This window comes from Kribbella sp. NPDC002412 (assembly GCF_053592935.1).
Map to the genome: position 1 here is coordinate 85,243 of NZ_JBSFBL010000011.1, position 13,942 is coordinate 99,184.

General features: G+C 69.1%; 12 protein-coding genes. 9 read left to right on the plus strand and 3 right to left on the minus strand.

The window, feature by feature from the left end:
* The first annotated feature begins 65 nt into the window (after positions 1-65).
* Positions 66-896: an EamA family transporter gene (locus tag ACWCOV_RS11805; protein WP_449829225.1), complete on the plus strand. Its 831-nt coding sequence runs from the start codon at positions 66-68 to the stop codon at positions 894-896.
* A gap of 80 nt (positions 897-976) precedes the next feature.
* Here ACWCOV_RS11805 and ACWCOV_RS11810 read toward each other — a convergent pair whose 3' ends face one another.
* The gene (locus tag ACWCOV_RS11810; protein ID WP_449829226.1) at positions 977-2,431 is read right to left on the minus strand and encodes a S8 family peptidase; all 1,455 of its coding nucleotides are present in this window, start codon (positions 2,429-2,431) and stop codon (positions 977-979) included.
* 288 nt (positions 2,432-2,719) lie between these two features.
* Here ACWCOV_RS11810 and ACWCOV_RS11815 point away from each other — a divergent pair, with 288 nt between their 5' ends.
* The 7 genes from ACWCOV_RS11815 to ACWCOV_RS11845 all read left to right on the plus strand — a co-directional run bounded on the left by ACWCOV_RS11815 (position 2,720) and on the right by ACWCOV_RS11845 (position 8,507).
* On the plus strand, positions 2,720-3,460 hold the full coding sequence (locus tag ACWCOV_RS11815; protein ID WP_449829227.1) for a GntR family transcriptional regulator: 741 nt from the start codon (positions 2,720-2,722) through the stop codon (positions 3,458-3,460).
* The gene (locus ACWCOV_RS11820; protein ID WP_449829228.1) at positions 3,457-4,773 is read left to right on the plus strand and encodes an MFS transporter; all 1,317 of its coding nucleotides are present in this window, start codon (positions 3,457-3,459) and stop codon (positions 4,771-4,773) included. The genes ACWCOV_RS11815 and ACWCOV_RS11820 overlap by 4 nt, the downstream gene beginning before the upstream one ends.
* 99 nt (positions 4,774-4,872) lie before the next feature.
* On the plus strand, positions 4,873-5,862 hold the full coding sequence (locus ACWCOV_RS11825) for an ATP-binding cassette domain-containing protein (protein ID WP_449829229.1): 990 nt from the start codon (positions 4,873-4,875) through the stop codon (positions 5,860-5,862).
* Positions 5,859-6,674, plus strand: a complete 816-nt coding sequence (locus tag ACWCOV_RS11830) for an ABC transporter permease (protein ID WP_449829230.1) — start codon at positions 5,859-5,861, stop codon at positions 6,672-6,674. The genes ACWCOV_RS11825 and ACWCOV_RS11830 overlap by 4 nt, the downstream gene beginning before the upstream one ends.
* A 118-nt stretch (positions 6,675-6,792) precedes the next feature.
* The gene (locus ACWCOV_RS11835; protein ID WP_449829231.1) at positions 6,793-7,284 is read left to right on the plus strand and encodes a pyridoxamine 5'-phosphate oxidase family protein; all 492 of its coding nucleotides are present in this window, start codon (positions 6,793-6,795) and stop codon (positions 7,282-7,284) included.
* Between the two features lie 40 nt (positions 7,285-7,324).
* Positions 7,325-7,768 carry a VOC family protein gene (locus ACWCOV_RS11840; protein ID WP_449829232.1) on the plus strand — a complete coding sequence of 148 codons (444 nt, stop codon included), beginning with the start codon at positions 7,325-7,327 and terminating at the stop codon, positions 7,766-7,768.
* 109 nt (positions 7,769-7,877) lie between these two features.
* Positions 7,878-8,507, plus strand: a complete 630-nt coding sequence (locus ACWCOV_RS11845; protein ID WP_449829233.1) for an NYN domain-containing protein — start codon at positions 7,878-7,880, stop codon at positions 8,505-8,507.
* Between the two features lie 104 nt (positions 8,508-8,611).
* Here ACWCOV_RS11845 and ACWCOV_RS11850 read toward each other — a convergent pair whose 3' ends face one another.
* Complete coding sequence (locus tag ACWCOV_RS11850) at positions 8,612-9,961, minus strand: serine hydrolase domain-containing protein (RefSeq protein WP_449829234.1); 1,350 nt, start codon at positions 9,959-9,961, stop codon at positions 8,612-8,614.
* 86 nt (positions 9,962-10,047) lie between these two features.
* Between ACWCOV_RS11850 and ACWCOV_RS11855 the strand changes: the two genes are divergently transcribed.
* Positions 10,048-13,287, plus strand: a complete 3,240-nt coding sequence (locus ACWCOV_RS11855) for a BTAD domain-containing putative transcriptional regulator (RefSeq protein ID WP_449829235.1) — start codon at positions 10,048-10,050, stop codon at positions 13,285-13,287.
* Between the two features lie 6 nt (positions 13,288-13,293).
* On the opposite strand, the gene ACWCOV_RS11860 is transcribed toward ACWCOV_RS11855, so the two are convergent.
* Complete coding sequence (locus ACWCOV_RS11860) at positions 13,294-13,920, minus strand: TetR/AcrR family transcriptional regulator (protein WP_449829236.1); 627 nt, start codon at positions 13,918-13,920, stop codon at positions 13,294-13,296.
* Positions 13,921-13,942: the final 22 nt, after the last annotated feature.

Sequence of the window (13,942 nt, forward strand, 5' to 3'; positions counted from 1 at the left end):
GGCCCGCGTCTGCCTGTGGTGAAAAACCGTCTGACCGGTGGGTGGGGTGGTGAGAGGGTGTAGCGGTGGTCGTGTTGATGGTGGTGCTTGGGGCGGCGGTGCTGCATGCCACCTGGAACGCGATGGCTCATGGTGCGCCCGACCGCGTGGCCGGGCTGGCGCTGTTCGAGCTGGCGGCGGGCGTCATCGGGCTCGTCGCCGTACTGGTGATGGGCCTGCCGCCGGCGGACACCTGGGGCTACATCATCGCGTCGGCGGTGCTGCACCTCGCGTATCTGGCCGGCCTGCTCGCGTCGTACCAGCTGGGTCAGTTCAGCCAGATGTATCCACTGGCTCGCGGTACGTCGCCCTGGGTGGTAGCCGTGGTGTCGATCGTGGTGCTGCACCAGGCGCTGGCCGTAGTCGAGCTCGCCGGCGTGCTGCTGATCTCGGCGGGGCTGATCGCGCTGGTGTTCATCGGCCGCCCGGGCCGACGGCAGGTCCCCGCGCTGCTGGCGGCGGTCGGCACCGGGCTGACGATCGCGGCGTACACCGTCGTCGACGGCCTGGCGGTCCACAAGATGCCGGTGCTGACCTACATGGGGTGGGTCTTCATGCTCCAGGGCTTCCTGATGCCGCTGGTCGTACTCGCCTGGCGCGGCCCCAGCGTCCTCCGGCAGCCCCGCTCCGCCGTACTGTCCGGCCTGGGTGGCGGCGTGGTCTCGATGGTCGCCTACGGCCTCGTCCTCTGGGCCCAAACCCGAGGCACCCTCGCCGCCATCGCCGCCCTCCGCGAAACCAGCATCATCTTCGGCGCCATCATCGGCGCCCTCTTCTTCGGCGAACGCTTCGGCCCCCGCCGAGCCCTGGCCGCAGCAGTAGTAGTCGGAGGCATCATCCTCATCAGCCTGGGCTGACGAGCAGGAGCCGATGCGTGGGTAGACCACAGTTGTTGTGAGGAGTGGGGGTCCCGGGCGGGGGACCCCCACTCGGTCTGTTAGCGGGTTACGGCGTCGAGGGAGTCGGCCAGGCCTTCGCCGAAGAAGGCGTTGTTGGCGCTGGTGCCCGTGCAGCGCGGGTCCGGGGTGGTCGGGCAGGCGGTGTCGTCGGCCTGCGTGCGGAGGGCGGACTCGAGCTGACGCGGGCCCCACCACGGGTGGGTCGACTTCATCAGCGCGGCCACGCCGGCGACGTGCGGCGACGCCATCGAGGTGCCGCTCATCCGGCCGTAGCCGCCACCCGGCCAGACCGTCGACAGGATCGAGCTGCCGGGTGCGGCGACGTCGATCTTGTTCAGGCCGAAGTTGGAGAACCCGCTCCGGACGCCGGCCTGGGTGGTGCTGGCGACGGTGACGACGCCCGGTAGCTCGGTCGGCATGTCGAGGCAGTCGTTGTTGATCGTCCGGGTCACCGGCGTCGTGTCGTTCGGGCTGTTCGAGTCGGTGGTCTTGTTGGCCAGGTCGTAGTTCGAGTTGCCGGCCGCGGCCACGGACAGCACACCGCGATGCGTGGCGTAGTCGACGGCACGCCGTACCGCTTCCTGGACGGCGCCCTGGTCGCCGGTGTCCTTGCACCAGAACTCGAACGGGTCGATGAAGTAGCTGTGGTTGGTGACGTCCATGTGGTGCTCGGCGGCCCAGACGAAGCCGCAGATCGCGTACTCCGGGTAGATGAAGCCGTCGTTGTTGACCACCTTCACCGAGGCGATCCGCACGTTCGGCGCGACGCCGACGATGCCGGTGCCGTTCCGGGCCGCGGCGACGGTCCCGGCGACGTGGGTGCCGTGCGAGCTCGTGGTCGGCCGCCACGCGCCTTCGGTCGTGTCCGGTACGCCGTTGTCCACGCAGCTGACCGAATCGGCCTTGTCGAAGTTCGGCGCGAGGTCGGGGTGGGTGTCGTCGACACCGCTGTCGTTGATGCCGACCAGGACGCTGCGGGAGCCGTCGGTGACCGCGTGCGCCTGGTCAGCCTTGATCTGGACCATGTCCCACTGATCCTTCTCCAGCGGGTCCGGCGCCGGCGCGGCCGCGACCTCGCCGAGCGACTTCAGCCCAGCCTGAGCCGGGGCTTGAGCGGCGCTGCCGACCGGGCCCTCGCTCACGGCGGCCGTCCGGGTGGCGCCGACGGACTGCACGTCACGCCCGTACTTCCCGGCGCGGACGGCGGTCTTGAAGTCGGCGTTCGTCGACTGAGCGATCACCACGCCGAGCTGGCGGTACGACTGGACGACGATGCCGCCGGCCGCGGCCACCGCCTTCTCGACCTTCTTCACATGCCCGGCGGACGCCTTGGTGTTGACCACGTAGTTCATCAGCGGCCCAGGCGCGGCCGCCGCCGAAGTCGGCTCAGCGGTCGGTACGGCGTTCGCCGTGGCGGCGCCGAACGCGGTCAGGGCCAGGGCGGCAGCAGCCAGGCCGGCGGTCAGCCGGCGTGGCCGGGAAGTTCGGATCACACTGTCTCCTCGAGGACGGTCGAGCACGGTAATCGGAGACTCTAGAGCGCTTTCCGAACCCGTGGAGTTGTTCATCCACAACGCAGGGGAAACCCTCCACAAGCCCCGCGCCGCGCGCGGGTTGGGCGGGGATCGTCACTACACGCCGTTCACTTGTTCACAGGGAGTTGCCCACATCTGTGGATTGGCCTGTGGATAACTGGTGGACAAGCTGGGGAACATCGGTGGATTGTCCGCAGTTGTAAGATAGATACAACAGAGATACCAGTCGTATGGGTGAGGGGTTCAGTGACGAGCGGGGTGCCGGAACACGCGCCGGCAAGGCCAGCAGACATCGAGTTGGGCGACCAGACCGCGGAGATCGCGCGGGTCGTGGTCGAGGCGGCGCCGGGGGTGGAGAAGATCCCGGCCGCCGAGCGCGTCTACGCGTACGTGAAGGCCGCGATCCTGGACCGCACCTACCCGGGCGGCGAGCTGCTCACCGAGGGCGAGCTGGCAACGGCCGTCGGGGTCTCACGCACCCCGGTCCGGGAGGCGCTGCTCCGGTTGGAGGAGTCCGGCCTGGTGAAGCTGTACCCGAAGAAGGGCGCGCTCGTCCTGCCGGTGCTCCCGCAGGAGATCGACGACGTGCTCGAGGCCCGCGAGCTGATCGAGACGCACGCGGCCGCCAAGGTCTGGCCGCGGCGCAAGCAGCTGGTCGAGACGCTCACCCAGCGCGTCGAGGAGATGCGCGCACATCGCGGGACCGGTGACGCGAAGAGCTTCCTGGAGGCCGACCGGGCGTTCCACGAGGCGATCGTCGGTGCCGCAGGCAACGAAATCCTGGCCAAGCTCTACAACAGCCTGCGCGACCGCCAGGTCCGGATGGGCGTGCCGGGGATCGAGGTGCAGCCGGCCCGGATGGACAAGTCCATCACCGCGCACCAGGAGATGATCGACGCCCTCGACGGCAACAGCGTGAAGCGGTTCCGGGAGTTGGTCGTCACCCACATCAACGAGGCCGCCACCGACCTGCGGAGCACTCGGTGACCGAACTCCTCTACCCCCTGGGCGGACGGCGTGCCTGGGCGGTGTGGACCACTGCTGTCCTCACCTACCTGGTGACGGTCCTGCACCGCGGCTCGATGAGTGTCGCCGGCCTGCAGGCCGCAGAGCGCTTCGACATCTCCGCATCGGCGCTGGCCAGCTTCACCGTCGTACAGCTGACTGTGTACGCCGCTATGCAGGTCCCCGTCGGTGTGCTGCTGGACAGGTACGGCTCCAAGCGGCTGCTGATCACCGCGTCCGTGCTGCTGTTCGCAGCGCAGTCCGCGTTCAGTCTGGTCGACTCGTACCCGGCTGCCCTCGCCGCACGCGCGGTGCTGGGTGTCGGCGACGCACTGGTGTTCATCAGCGTCCTGCGGGTCGTCATGTCCTGGTTCCCCGCGCTACGGCAGCCGGTGATGTCGCAGGCCACCGGAATGCTCGGTGGTGTCGGTGCGATCGTCTCGACCGTGCCGATGGCCGCTGCATTCCACAGCTTCGGCTGGACGACCACGTTCGCCAGTGCGAGTGTGCTGAGTCTGCTGACCGGTGTCGCCGTACTGTTCCTGATCAGGGACACGCCGTACGACGTGCCGCTCAAGCGGGCCAAGCAGTCGCTGAGCGAGGTGCGGAACAACCTGCGTCGCGCCTGGAAGGAGCCGGGCACCCGGCTGGGGCTGTGGACGCACTTCACGACCAGCTTCTCCGCCAGCACGTTCGGCCTGCTGTGGGGCTACCCGTTCCTGGTCCAAGGCCAGGGGGTCGCTCCCACCACGGCTGCCGCGATGCTCATCCTGCCGGTGCTGGCCGGGCTCTGCTACGGGCCTCTGGTCGGCCGGTACGCCGCTCGCTTCCCGTTCTACCGGTCCTGGATCGTGCTGGCCGTGATCGCGGGCTCGGTGGTGATGTGGACCGTTGTACTGCTGTGGCCTGGCCGGGCGCCGATGCCGGTGCTCCTGCTGCTGATCGTCGTACAGGCCGCTGGTGGTCCGGGGTCGATGCTCGGGCTGGACTACGCCCGGACGTTCAACCCGGCGACCCGGTTCGGTGCGGCCAACGGGATGGTCAACACCGGCGGCTTCATCGCCACGCTGATCTGCATCGGCATGGTCGGCATCCTGCTCGACGCGTCGTCGGGTGGAGCGCCGCAGACCATCACCGACTTCAAGTGGGCCCTCGCCTTCCAGTACGTGCTGTGGGCGATCGGCACCCGCCAGATCCTCAAGTACCGCCGCAAGGCCCGCGGCCACCTGGCCCGCTACAACCCCGAGGCCTACCAGGCCCTCCTGGCCAACCAGATCGTCCCGCTGAAGGGCTGATACCAGCGCCCTGGCACGCGCTGTCAGCCGAGTGCCAGGGCGGTGCCAGTACGTCGTCGGACGGTAGTCCCAGTGAAGTGAGTCCACTGGGAGGAACTGATGACCACAACGAACCAGGTCGCCATCGAGGCGGTCGGCTTGGTCAAGAAATATGGCGACACCACCGCCCTCGCCGGCGTCGACCTGAGCGTGCCGACCGGCACTGTGCTCGGCGTGCTCGGGCCGAACGGCGCCGGCAAGACCACGGCGGTCCGCATCCTCGGCACCCTGATCCGCCCGGACGGCGGCCACGCCACGGTCGGCGGGTACGACGTCGTCCGGGAGGCCGGCAAGGTCCGCGAGATCATCGGCCTGACCGGGCAGTACGCCTCGGTCGACGAGGACATGTCCGGCCGCCGCAACCTGGTCATGATCGGCCGGCTGCTCGGGTACTCCCGGGCGCAGGCCCGGGCCAAGGCGGACGAACTTCTGGAGCGGTTCGAGCTGACCGGCGCGGCGGAGCGGATCGCGAAGACGTACTCCGGCGGTATGCGCCGCCGGCTCGACCTGGCCGCCAGCCTGGTCGGGAACCCGAGCATCCTCTACCTCGACGAGCCCACCACCGGCCTCGACCCGCATGCCCGCAACGGCGTCTGGGAGACGGTCCGGAACCTGGTGCTCGACGGCACCACGGTGCTGCTCACCACGCAGTACCTGGAGGAGGCCGACGCGCTGGCCGACTCGATCGTGGTGTTCGACAAGGGCCAGGTGGTCGCCTCCGGGCGCCCGGCCGAGCTCAAGGCCCAGGCCGGCCGGCAGTCGCTCGACGTACGCCCGGCCGAGCCCGCGCACCTCGAGCGCGTCGCCGCGATCGTTGCCGAGTCGGTCGGCGTCCGTCCGACCGTCGACGTGGTGAACACGCTGGTCAGCGCGCCGGTCAGCGACGGCACGCCGATGCCGGTGGTGGTACGGCGCCTCGACGAAGAAGGCATCGCGGTCACCGAGTTGGCGCTGCGGCTGCCCAGCCTGGACGAGGTGTTCCTCGCCCTCACGGGGCACGCCGCCGAGGAGAAGAAGCAGGACGCCGTACTGGAAGGAGTGGGCCGATGACCACCGCAACGCTGGAAACCCCGGCCCACGCGAGCCGCCGGAGCCGGCCGTTCGCCTGGGTCGAACAGAGCCTGACGCTTGCCTGGCGCAACATCGTCCGGATCCGGCAGAACCCGGAAGCGCTGGCGGACGTGACGTTCCAGCCGATCATCTTCCTGGTGCTGTTCCTGTTCGTGTTCGGCGGCGCGATCGCCCAGGGCGGGACCTGGCGGGACTACCTGCCGTTCCTGCTGCCGGGGCTGCTGGTGCAGACCGTGGTGTTCTCCACGATGGGCACCGGCGTCGGGCTGAACGACGACTTCGCCAAGGGCGTCTTCGACCGGTTCCGCGCCCTGCCGATCGCCCGGGTGGCGCCGCTGATCGGCGCGGTCCTCGGCGACGCGGTCCGGTACACGCTGTCGATCGTGATCCTGATGAGCACCGGGTTCGTGCTCGGGTTCCGGTTCCAGAACGGGGTCGGCTACGGCCTGCTGGCGTTGCTGATCGTGCTGCTGTTCGCGCTGTCCATGTGCTGGATCTGGGTCTGGCTCGGCCTGACGCTGCGGACCGCGCAGGGAGTCCAGGGCATCGCGTTCCTGGTGATGTTCCCGCTCACCTTCGGCAGCAACGTGTTCGTCCAGACCAGCACGCTGCCGGGTTTCCTGCAGGCGTTCGTGAACGTGAACCCGGTCAAGTACCTGGTCGACCTGATGCGCGCGCTGATGCTCGGCGGCGACATCCAGACGCCGCTGCTGATCACGCTCGCCTGGATGGCCGGCCTGATCGCGGTCTTCGCGCCGCTGGCGATCCGCGCCTACCGCCGCCGTACCTGATCACCCCACCAGGGGCCGGGGCATTCCCGGCCCCTGGCGTCTCCATCGCCTGTTGCGATCGATTCGATCGAAGATCATCGCTTTTCCCAATGCTCTGGTCGAACATAGGGTCCTTGGTATGACGCCGACTGCCGAGCAACTGTCCAGCCCTCCCGGCACGCCCCTGACAGCGCTCGACTGGGCGGACGTGGAGAGGCGCGTGGCCGAAGCGGACGACTTCCTGCTCGCGACGACCGACCCGAATGGGCGGCCGCATGTGGTGCCGGTGCTGGGGGTCTGGCTCGAAGGAACGTTCTGTTTCGTCACCTTCCGGCGGTCCCGCAAGACCCGCAATCTGGAGCGCAGCAACGGCTGCGCGGTTACCGTGCCCGGTCGCGAGGTCGACCTGGTTCTCGAAGGGACCGCCCATCGCGTTCGGAGCGAAGCCCGGCTGCAGGAAGTCGCGGACCTGTTTCCGGCCAAGTATCCGTGGTGGCATCCGTTCGTCAGAGCCGGCGAGTTCTACGATCCGGCCGACAACGATCCTCGGCACGTCTACGCGGTCGAGCCGGCACAGGTGTTCGCCTTCGGCAAGGAAGACGGATTCAGCGCCACCCGGTGGCGCTTCTAGACCGTCCGAACTGTCCATGCTGTCCGTCAGAGTGGCGGGTATGACGACCAGATGGACGATGACGATCGACTGCGCGGACCCGAGCCGGCTCGCGCGTTTCTGGGGTACGGCGCTCGGCTACGTGGACTCGGATCCGCCGAAGGGCTGGGACACCTGGGAGGCGTTCATGACCGACCAGAACGTGCCCGAGGACGAGTGGAACGACGGCGCCAGCCTGTCCGACCCGAACGGCGTGCTGCCCGCCATCTCGTTCCTCAAGGTCCCCGAGCCACGCACGGTCAAGAACCGCCTGCACCTGGACCTCCAGGTCAGCGGCGGCCGCGCCGAACCCCAACCGCTGCGCGAACAACGCATCCGCGCCGTCGCAGCCACCCTCGTCGAGGCCGGCGCCACCATCGTCCACGAGATCCGCAAAGACGCCTCCCCCGACCTCGACCACCTCTGGATGTCCGACCCCGAAGGCAACGACTTCTGCGTCGTCTGAGACCTGCGTTCCGGGGACGCCCCGGCCATCCCCGGGCAGATCAAACCCTTTTGTCCACAAGGGGATTCGAGAGCCAGGGAATCGACAGAACTACGACTAGCCTGGCTCGGTGCGGATCAACGTGTACATCGATGGTTTCAACCTGTACTACGGCTGTCTCAAGGGTCAGCCGTACAAGTGGCTGAACCTCGACAAGATGTGCGAACTGCTGCTGCCGCGGTTCGAGCTCGGGCGGATCCGGTACTTTACGGCGCACGTCAAGGAGCGTCCGGGAAACCTGCAGGCACCCGTCCGGCAGCAGGCGTACCTGCGGGCGCTCGCCACCTTGCCAAGGGTGGAAGTGCACTTCGGCAGCTTCCTCACGAAGCCGACCCGGATGATGTTGGCCAACCCGCCCGCCAGCGGGTCGCGGACCGTCGAGGTGATCAAGACCGAGGAGAAGGGTTCCGACGTCAACCTGGCGACCTATCTGTTGGTGGATGCCTTCCGGAACGATGCCGAGGCGTTCGCCGTGGTCAGCAACGACTCCGACCTGACCGAGCCGATCCGGATCGTTCGCCATGAGCTCGGCACGGTGGTCGGTCTGCTCAACCCTCAGCCGGTTCCGAGCCAGCGTCTGTTGCGGTGCCGGCCGACGTTCACCAAGCCGATCAGGCCAGGTGTCCTGGGGGCCAGCCAGTTCCCGCAGAAGATCGCGGATTCCAGGGGCTCGGTCATCCACAAGCCTCAGGACTGGTGAAAAGCAGAAGCCCCACCGAAGTGGGGCCTCGCGCCCAGCCACCGAAGCAACTGGGGGAATACCGAGAGCCTAGCCGACGACCAGGCCGTGGGCAACTGGAACACTCAGTGCAGGTGTTCGCCGAAGGCCAGGGGTTGGCGGGTGCAGAGGTATGTTGCCCAGTGCAACTTTGTGGGGGTGCCGGTGGAGTCGCGGGTGATGCGGAGGAGTTCGCCGGTTTCGCGGCCGGAGGTGGTGCGGTAGACGTCTTCGGACAGGCGGGTGAAGACGGCCGGGGCGAGGTGCTCGGCTGCGGCCGGGGACTTGGCCTGGAGCTCGCCGTTCTTGACCGAGAAGACGAACGGGGTGCCTTCGGAGAACCAGGTGCCCAGGACGCCGACCAGCTCGTCCGGGACCGTCGTACCGGGGACCCAGGGGTCGGCCGGGAGCGGGTCGTCCTCGAGGACCTTGATGATGAGGTCGGTGGCCAGCAGGCTCGGCGCCGGCGCGGAAGTCGAGCTCTGCAGTGCGATGCCCGCCGTACCGGACGGCCGGTGCACGAAGGTCGACGTGATGTGGCCGGGCATGCCGCCGTCGTGGCCGACGAAGATCCGGTCGCCGCGCCGCAGCAGCATGAAGCCGAGGCCGAAGGCGAGCTGCCAGCGGTCCATGTCGGCCATGATCTGGACCTGGCACATCTCGTCCAGGGTGTCCTTCGACAGCACCTCGTCGACCGGGTTCGCGACGAACATGGCCCACTTGGCCAGGTCCTCCGCCGTACTCGCGAGCCCGCCGCAGGCGTCCATCGAGCCGAGGTTCAGCAGCTGCTCGCGCACGGGTACGTCGGAGAACGGCGGCACGTAGTAGCCGACCGCGGCCGGTCCGCCGTCCATGCCGACCGTCGTACGGCGCATCTCCAGCGGATCCAGGATCCGGGCTTTGATCGCGTCGTACCAGGACCGTCCGTCCAGCCGGGCCACGATCTCGCCGAGCAGCGAGAAGACCAGGTTCGAGTAGTGGAACCGGTGGTGCGGCTTGCCCACCCGCTCGGCCTCGTTCCAGCCCGACACCAGCTCGGCGCGGTCCGGGAACTTCATCACGTCCCAGACGTCGCCGACCGGTTCGCGCTGCATCCCGCTGGCGTGGCTGAGCATCTGCCGCACGGTGATGCCCTCGTGCTTGCTCTCCGGGATCAGCTTCTCGACCGGGTCGTCGAGGGTGAGCTTGCCCTCGTCGCGCAGTGCCATGATCGCGACCGCGGTCAGCGTCTTGCTCTGGGACGCGATCAGGAACTGGGAGTCGGCCGTCGGCGGCACACCGGGAGCGTCCAGGTCGGCCGATCCGGCTCCGTGGGACCAGGCCAGCGACCCGTTCCGGGCAACGGCTCCAACGACTCCGGGCACGCGCCCCTTGGTCTGACGTTCCGCGACGAGGCGGGTGAGCGCAGTCTGCGTCTGCGCGGCGATATCTGTCACGACTGCCGACTGTAAGGGAAGGCAATGACAAAAGGCAGGGGTGTTTCTGTCCTCTCATGTGCGAGGCTGGTCGGGTGCGCATAGCGGTGCTTGGGCCTCTCGCGATGTGGGCGGCCGACGGGACTCCGCTGGACGTCCGCGGAGTCCGGCTGCGCGGACTGCTCGCCCGGCTCGCATTGAGCGCGGGCAAACCGGTCAGCGTCGAGACTCTGGTCGACGGCCTCTGGGGCACCGAGGCGCCCAGCGCCAACGCACTGCAGTCCCTCGTCTCCCGCCTGCGCGCCGGCCTGCCCGCGACCGAGTCGAGCATCTCCGTCCAGTCCGGTCCAGCCGGCTACACGCTGACCATCGGCCCGGACTGCGTCGACGCGCTCCAGTTCGAAGACCTGGTACGGCGCGGCCGCGGGCTGATCGGCTCCGACCCGGAGAAGGCGTGGACCCTGCTCACCCAGGCGGACAAGCTCTGGCGCGGTGACGCGCTCACCGACCTCCGCGACCTGCCGTTCGCCGCCATTGAGGCCGACCGCTTGGCCGAGCTCAGACTCGCCGCCACCGAGCACCTCGCCGAGGCTGCAGTCAGCTGCGGTCACGCCCGCGAGCTGATCAGCGAGCTCGAGGGCCTAGCCGTTGCCCACCCGCTGCGCGAGCGACTGCACGAGCTGCTGATCAGAGCCCTGTACGCCGACGGCCGCCAAGCCGAGGCGCTGGCCGCGTACGAGCGAGTCCGCGAGACCCTGGCCGACGAGCTCGGCGCCGACCCGGGGACCAGGCTCCGTGACCTGCATGTCGCCGTACTGCGGGGTGACTCGATCGATCCGCCCGCCACGACGACCGTCGTACCGGCGCCGGCCGCGCCGAAGCCGCGCAGCAACCTCCGCGCGCCGATGACCAGCTTCGTCGGGCGGCGGGACGACGTGACCGAGCTGGCGCGCCTGGTGAGCGACGGGACGCGCCTGGTGACCATGGTCGGCCCTGGCGGCGCGGGGAAGACCAGACTGGCGACCGAGACCGGGCGCTCGCTGATGGAGCAGAGCGGCGACGGGATCTGGTTCGTCGAGCTCGCGCCCCTCGGCGATGCGGCCGACGTCGCGCCGGCCGTGCTGTCGGCGCTCGGCGCGACCGAGTACGTCGAGGAGCTCGGTACGGCGCTCGCACCCAAGCATTTCCCGACCAGCCGGGCCGCGACCCAGCGACTCGTCGAGGTGATCGCCGATCGCCGGATCCTGCTCGTGCTCGACAACTGCGAGCACCTGGTCAACGAGGTCGCCGGTCTGGTCGACTCGCTGCTCGCGGCCTGCCCGCGGCTGCGTGTGCTCACCACCAGTCGCGAGCCACTGAGTATCCCGGGCGAGCACCTGCACCCGGTCGGGTCGCTGGGCCTGCCGCCCGAGGACGGCGACGACGACGGCGACTACCCGGCGATGCAGCTGTTCGTCGACCGAGCTCGCGCCGTACGCCCCGACTTCATGCTCACCGACACCAACCGGACAGCGGTCGCCGAGATCTGCCGACGGCTGGACGGGATGCCGCTGGCGATCGAGCTGGCGGCAGCGCGCCTGCGGGCGCTCACTCCGGTGCAGATCGTCGATCGGCTGGCGGACAGGTTCCGCTTGCTGACCAGCGGATCGCGTACGGCGTTGCCCCGGCACCAGACGCTGCGCGCAGTCGTGGAGTGGAGCTGGGAGCTGCTCGACCCGGAGGAGCAGGCGGTCGCGCGGCGGCTGTCGCTCTTCTCCGGCGGCGCAACGCTCGAGGCCGCCGAGCAGGTGTGCAGCGACGACAACCTGCCGCCCGAGTCCGTGCTCGGCGTGCTGGCGTCCCTTGTCGACAAGTCGCTCGTCGAGGCCGCCGCCGACGACCGGTCGGTGCGCTACCGCATGCTCGAGACGGTCCGCGCCTACGCCGCCGAGCAGCTGCAGGAGTCAGGCGAGTACGGGCACTTCCGGAACGAACACACCAAGTACTTCAGCCGTCTGCTCCGCCAGGCCCGGCCGAAGCTCCGGTCCGCCGAACAGATCCAGTGGATCGCCCGGCTGACCGCGGACAACGAGAACCTCGTCGACGCTCTGCGTACGGCGATCGACAGCGGCTCGGCCCGGTTGGCGGTCCAACTGGTGGCGGCGCTCGGCGAGTACTGGAACATGTGCGGACGCCCGGCCGAAGGTGTCACGTGGATGCGGGCGGCGCTCGCCGTACCTGGTCCGAGTTCACCGCTCGACCGGGCGACGGCGCTGATGCTGTTCTCGCTCGGCACGCTGTCCAGTGGTGAGGACCCGACCGACTCGTTCCCGCAGGCCGTGCGTGGGCTGGCTGAGGTTCGCCTGCTGAGCCGGCGGCACGAGCAGGTCGCGAGCACGGGTGTCGGCCTGTTCACGAACGCGGTCTGGTCGGCGATCCGCCGGGACAAGGCGGCCTGCTTCAACGCGTTGCAGGTAGCCCGCGAGCACGAGGACCCGTGGACTCGCAACATGGGCGTGATGATGACCGCGATGTTCCGCGAGAACGAGGGCGAGGTCGACGAGATGGCCGCCGACCTGACCCTCGCGCTCGACGGGTTCCGGGCGATCGGTGACCGCTGGGGTATCTCGCTGGCCTTGCGCGGCCTGTCCAGCTACCTGGGCAACCTGGGTGAGCACCAGGACGCGCTCGAGGCGCTGGACGAGTCGATGAGCCTGCTCGAGGAGCTCGGCACCGTCGAAGGCCTTCCGCAGATCCTCGGCCAGAGCGCGATGAGCCGGATCGAGCTGGGCGACCTGGACGGCGCTCGGGCGGACCTGCAACGCGCGATGCGGCTGGCCGAGGAGACCGGTTCGCGCAGCGGCCAGGGGATGGCGTACGCCGGGATGGCGCGCATCGCACTGCGGACGGGCAAGCTCGACGACGCGAAGGAGCTGGCGGAGCGCGCGTACTCGATGCTCGACCTCGAGGCCGAGCGGATCGCGCCGCACGGCCAGGCGATGATGCTGTCCCAGCTGAGCCGGGTGAGCGTCGCGCGTGGCGAGCTCGACGACGCCGTCGCGTACAACCGCCAGGCGATGGAGCTGGGCCTGAGCACCGACGACATGCCGGTGGCGTCGGTGATCGTGGAAGGCGCCGCGGAGGTGGACCTGCTCGCCGGGGACACCGAGCTCGCCGCCCGGACCCTCGGTCTCGCGGCGGCCACGCGTGGCATGCGCAGCATCCCCACCGCCGAGGTCCGCGCGAGCTTCGAGCGACTGCGCGACGTACTGGGGGAAAGCGCGTTCGAGGAGGCGTACGAGGGCGGCGCGACGCTCACGCGGGACGAGGCGCTCGCCGAGCTGCGCAAGCGGTTCAGCTCGTCGTGAGCTGGTTCAGCTCGTCATGAGCTGCACGGCCAGCTCGCGCAACGCCTGCTGCACGGTCTGCTCGGGCGGCCGCGGGTCGGCCAGCATCCAGTCGTAGACGACGGTGTTCACCGCACCGAAGAAGCACAGGCCGAGGAACCGGAAGTCCTTGTCCTTGATCTCGCCGCGCGCGACCGCGGTGTCGCCGAGCTCCTTCACGCTGCCGATCAGCAGCTCCCGGAACGCGATCCGCTGCTCCTCGACCGCCGGACTGGTCCCGACCACTTCGACGAACGAGATCCGCGCCCGGCGAAGATCGGCCATGATCGTGCGCAGGTAGCTGTCGACCGCTGCCTCGATCCGCTCGCGGACCGGCCGGTCGGCGGTCTCGCGCAGCGCGTCACCGGTGCTGCGCACCGCCAGCTCGATCACCTGCGCGTGCACCGCGAGCAGCACGGCTTCCTTGTTCTGGAACTCGTGGTAGAAGTGCCGGGTGGACACTTTCGCCTGTGTGCACAGGCGTTCCACCGACGTCGCGGGATAGCCTTCGGTCCCGAACAACTCCAGCGCGGCGGCCAGCAACCGCTCGCGCCGCGCAGCCTTCCACTCCTCGACTGACCGCCCGGAATAACGGCGTACGGAGGGTTCCCTCATCACACCTCTTGTCGCTACCCCG

Bases quoted from the DNA above. Each gene is read 5' to 3' on its own strand.
- ACWCOV_RS11860 (WP_449829236.1), bottom strand. From the start codon at position 13,920: ATGAGGGAACCCTCCGTACGCCGTTATTCCGGGCGGTCAGTCGAGGAG.
- ACWCOV_RS11835 (WP_449829231.1), top strand. From the start codon at position 6,793: ATGACGCCGACTGCCGAGCAACTGTCCAGCCCTCCCGGCACGCCCCTG.
- ACWCOV_RS11840 (WP_449829232.1), top strand. From the start codon at position 7,325: ATGACGACCAGATGGACGATGACGATCGACTGCGCGGACCCGAGCCGG.
- ACWCOV_RS11825 (WP_449829229.1), top strand. From the start codon at position 4,873: ATGACCACAACGAACCAGGTCGCCATCGAGGCGGTCGGCTTGGTCAAG.
- ACWCOV_RS11830 (WP_449829230.1), top strand. From the start codon at position 5,859: ATGACCACCGCAACGCTGGAAACCCCGGCCCACGCGAGCCGCCGGAGC.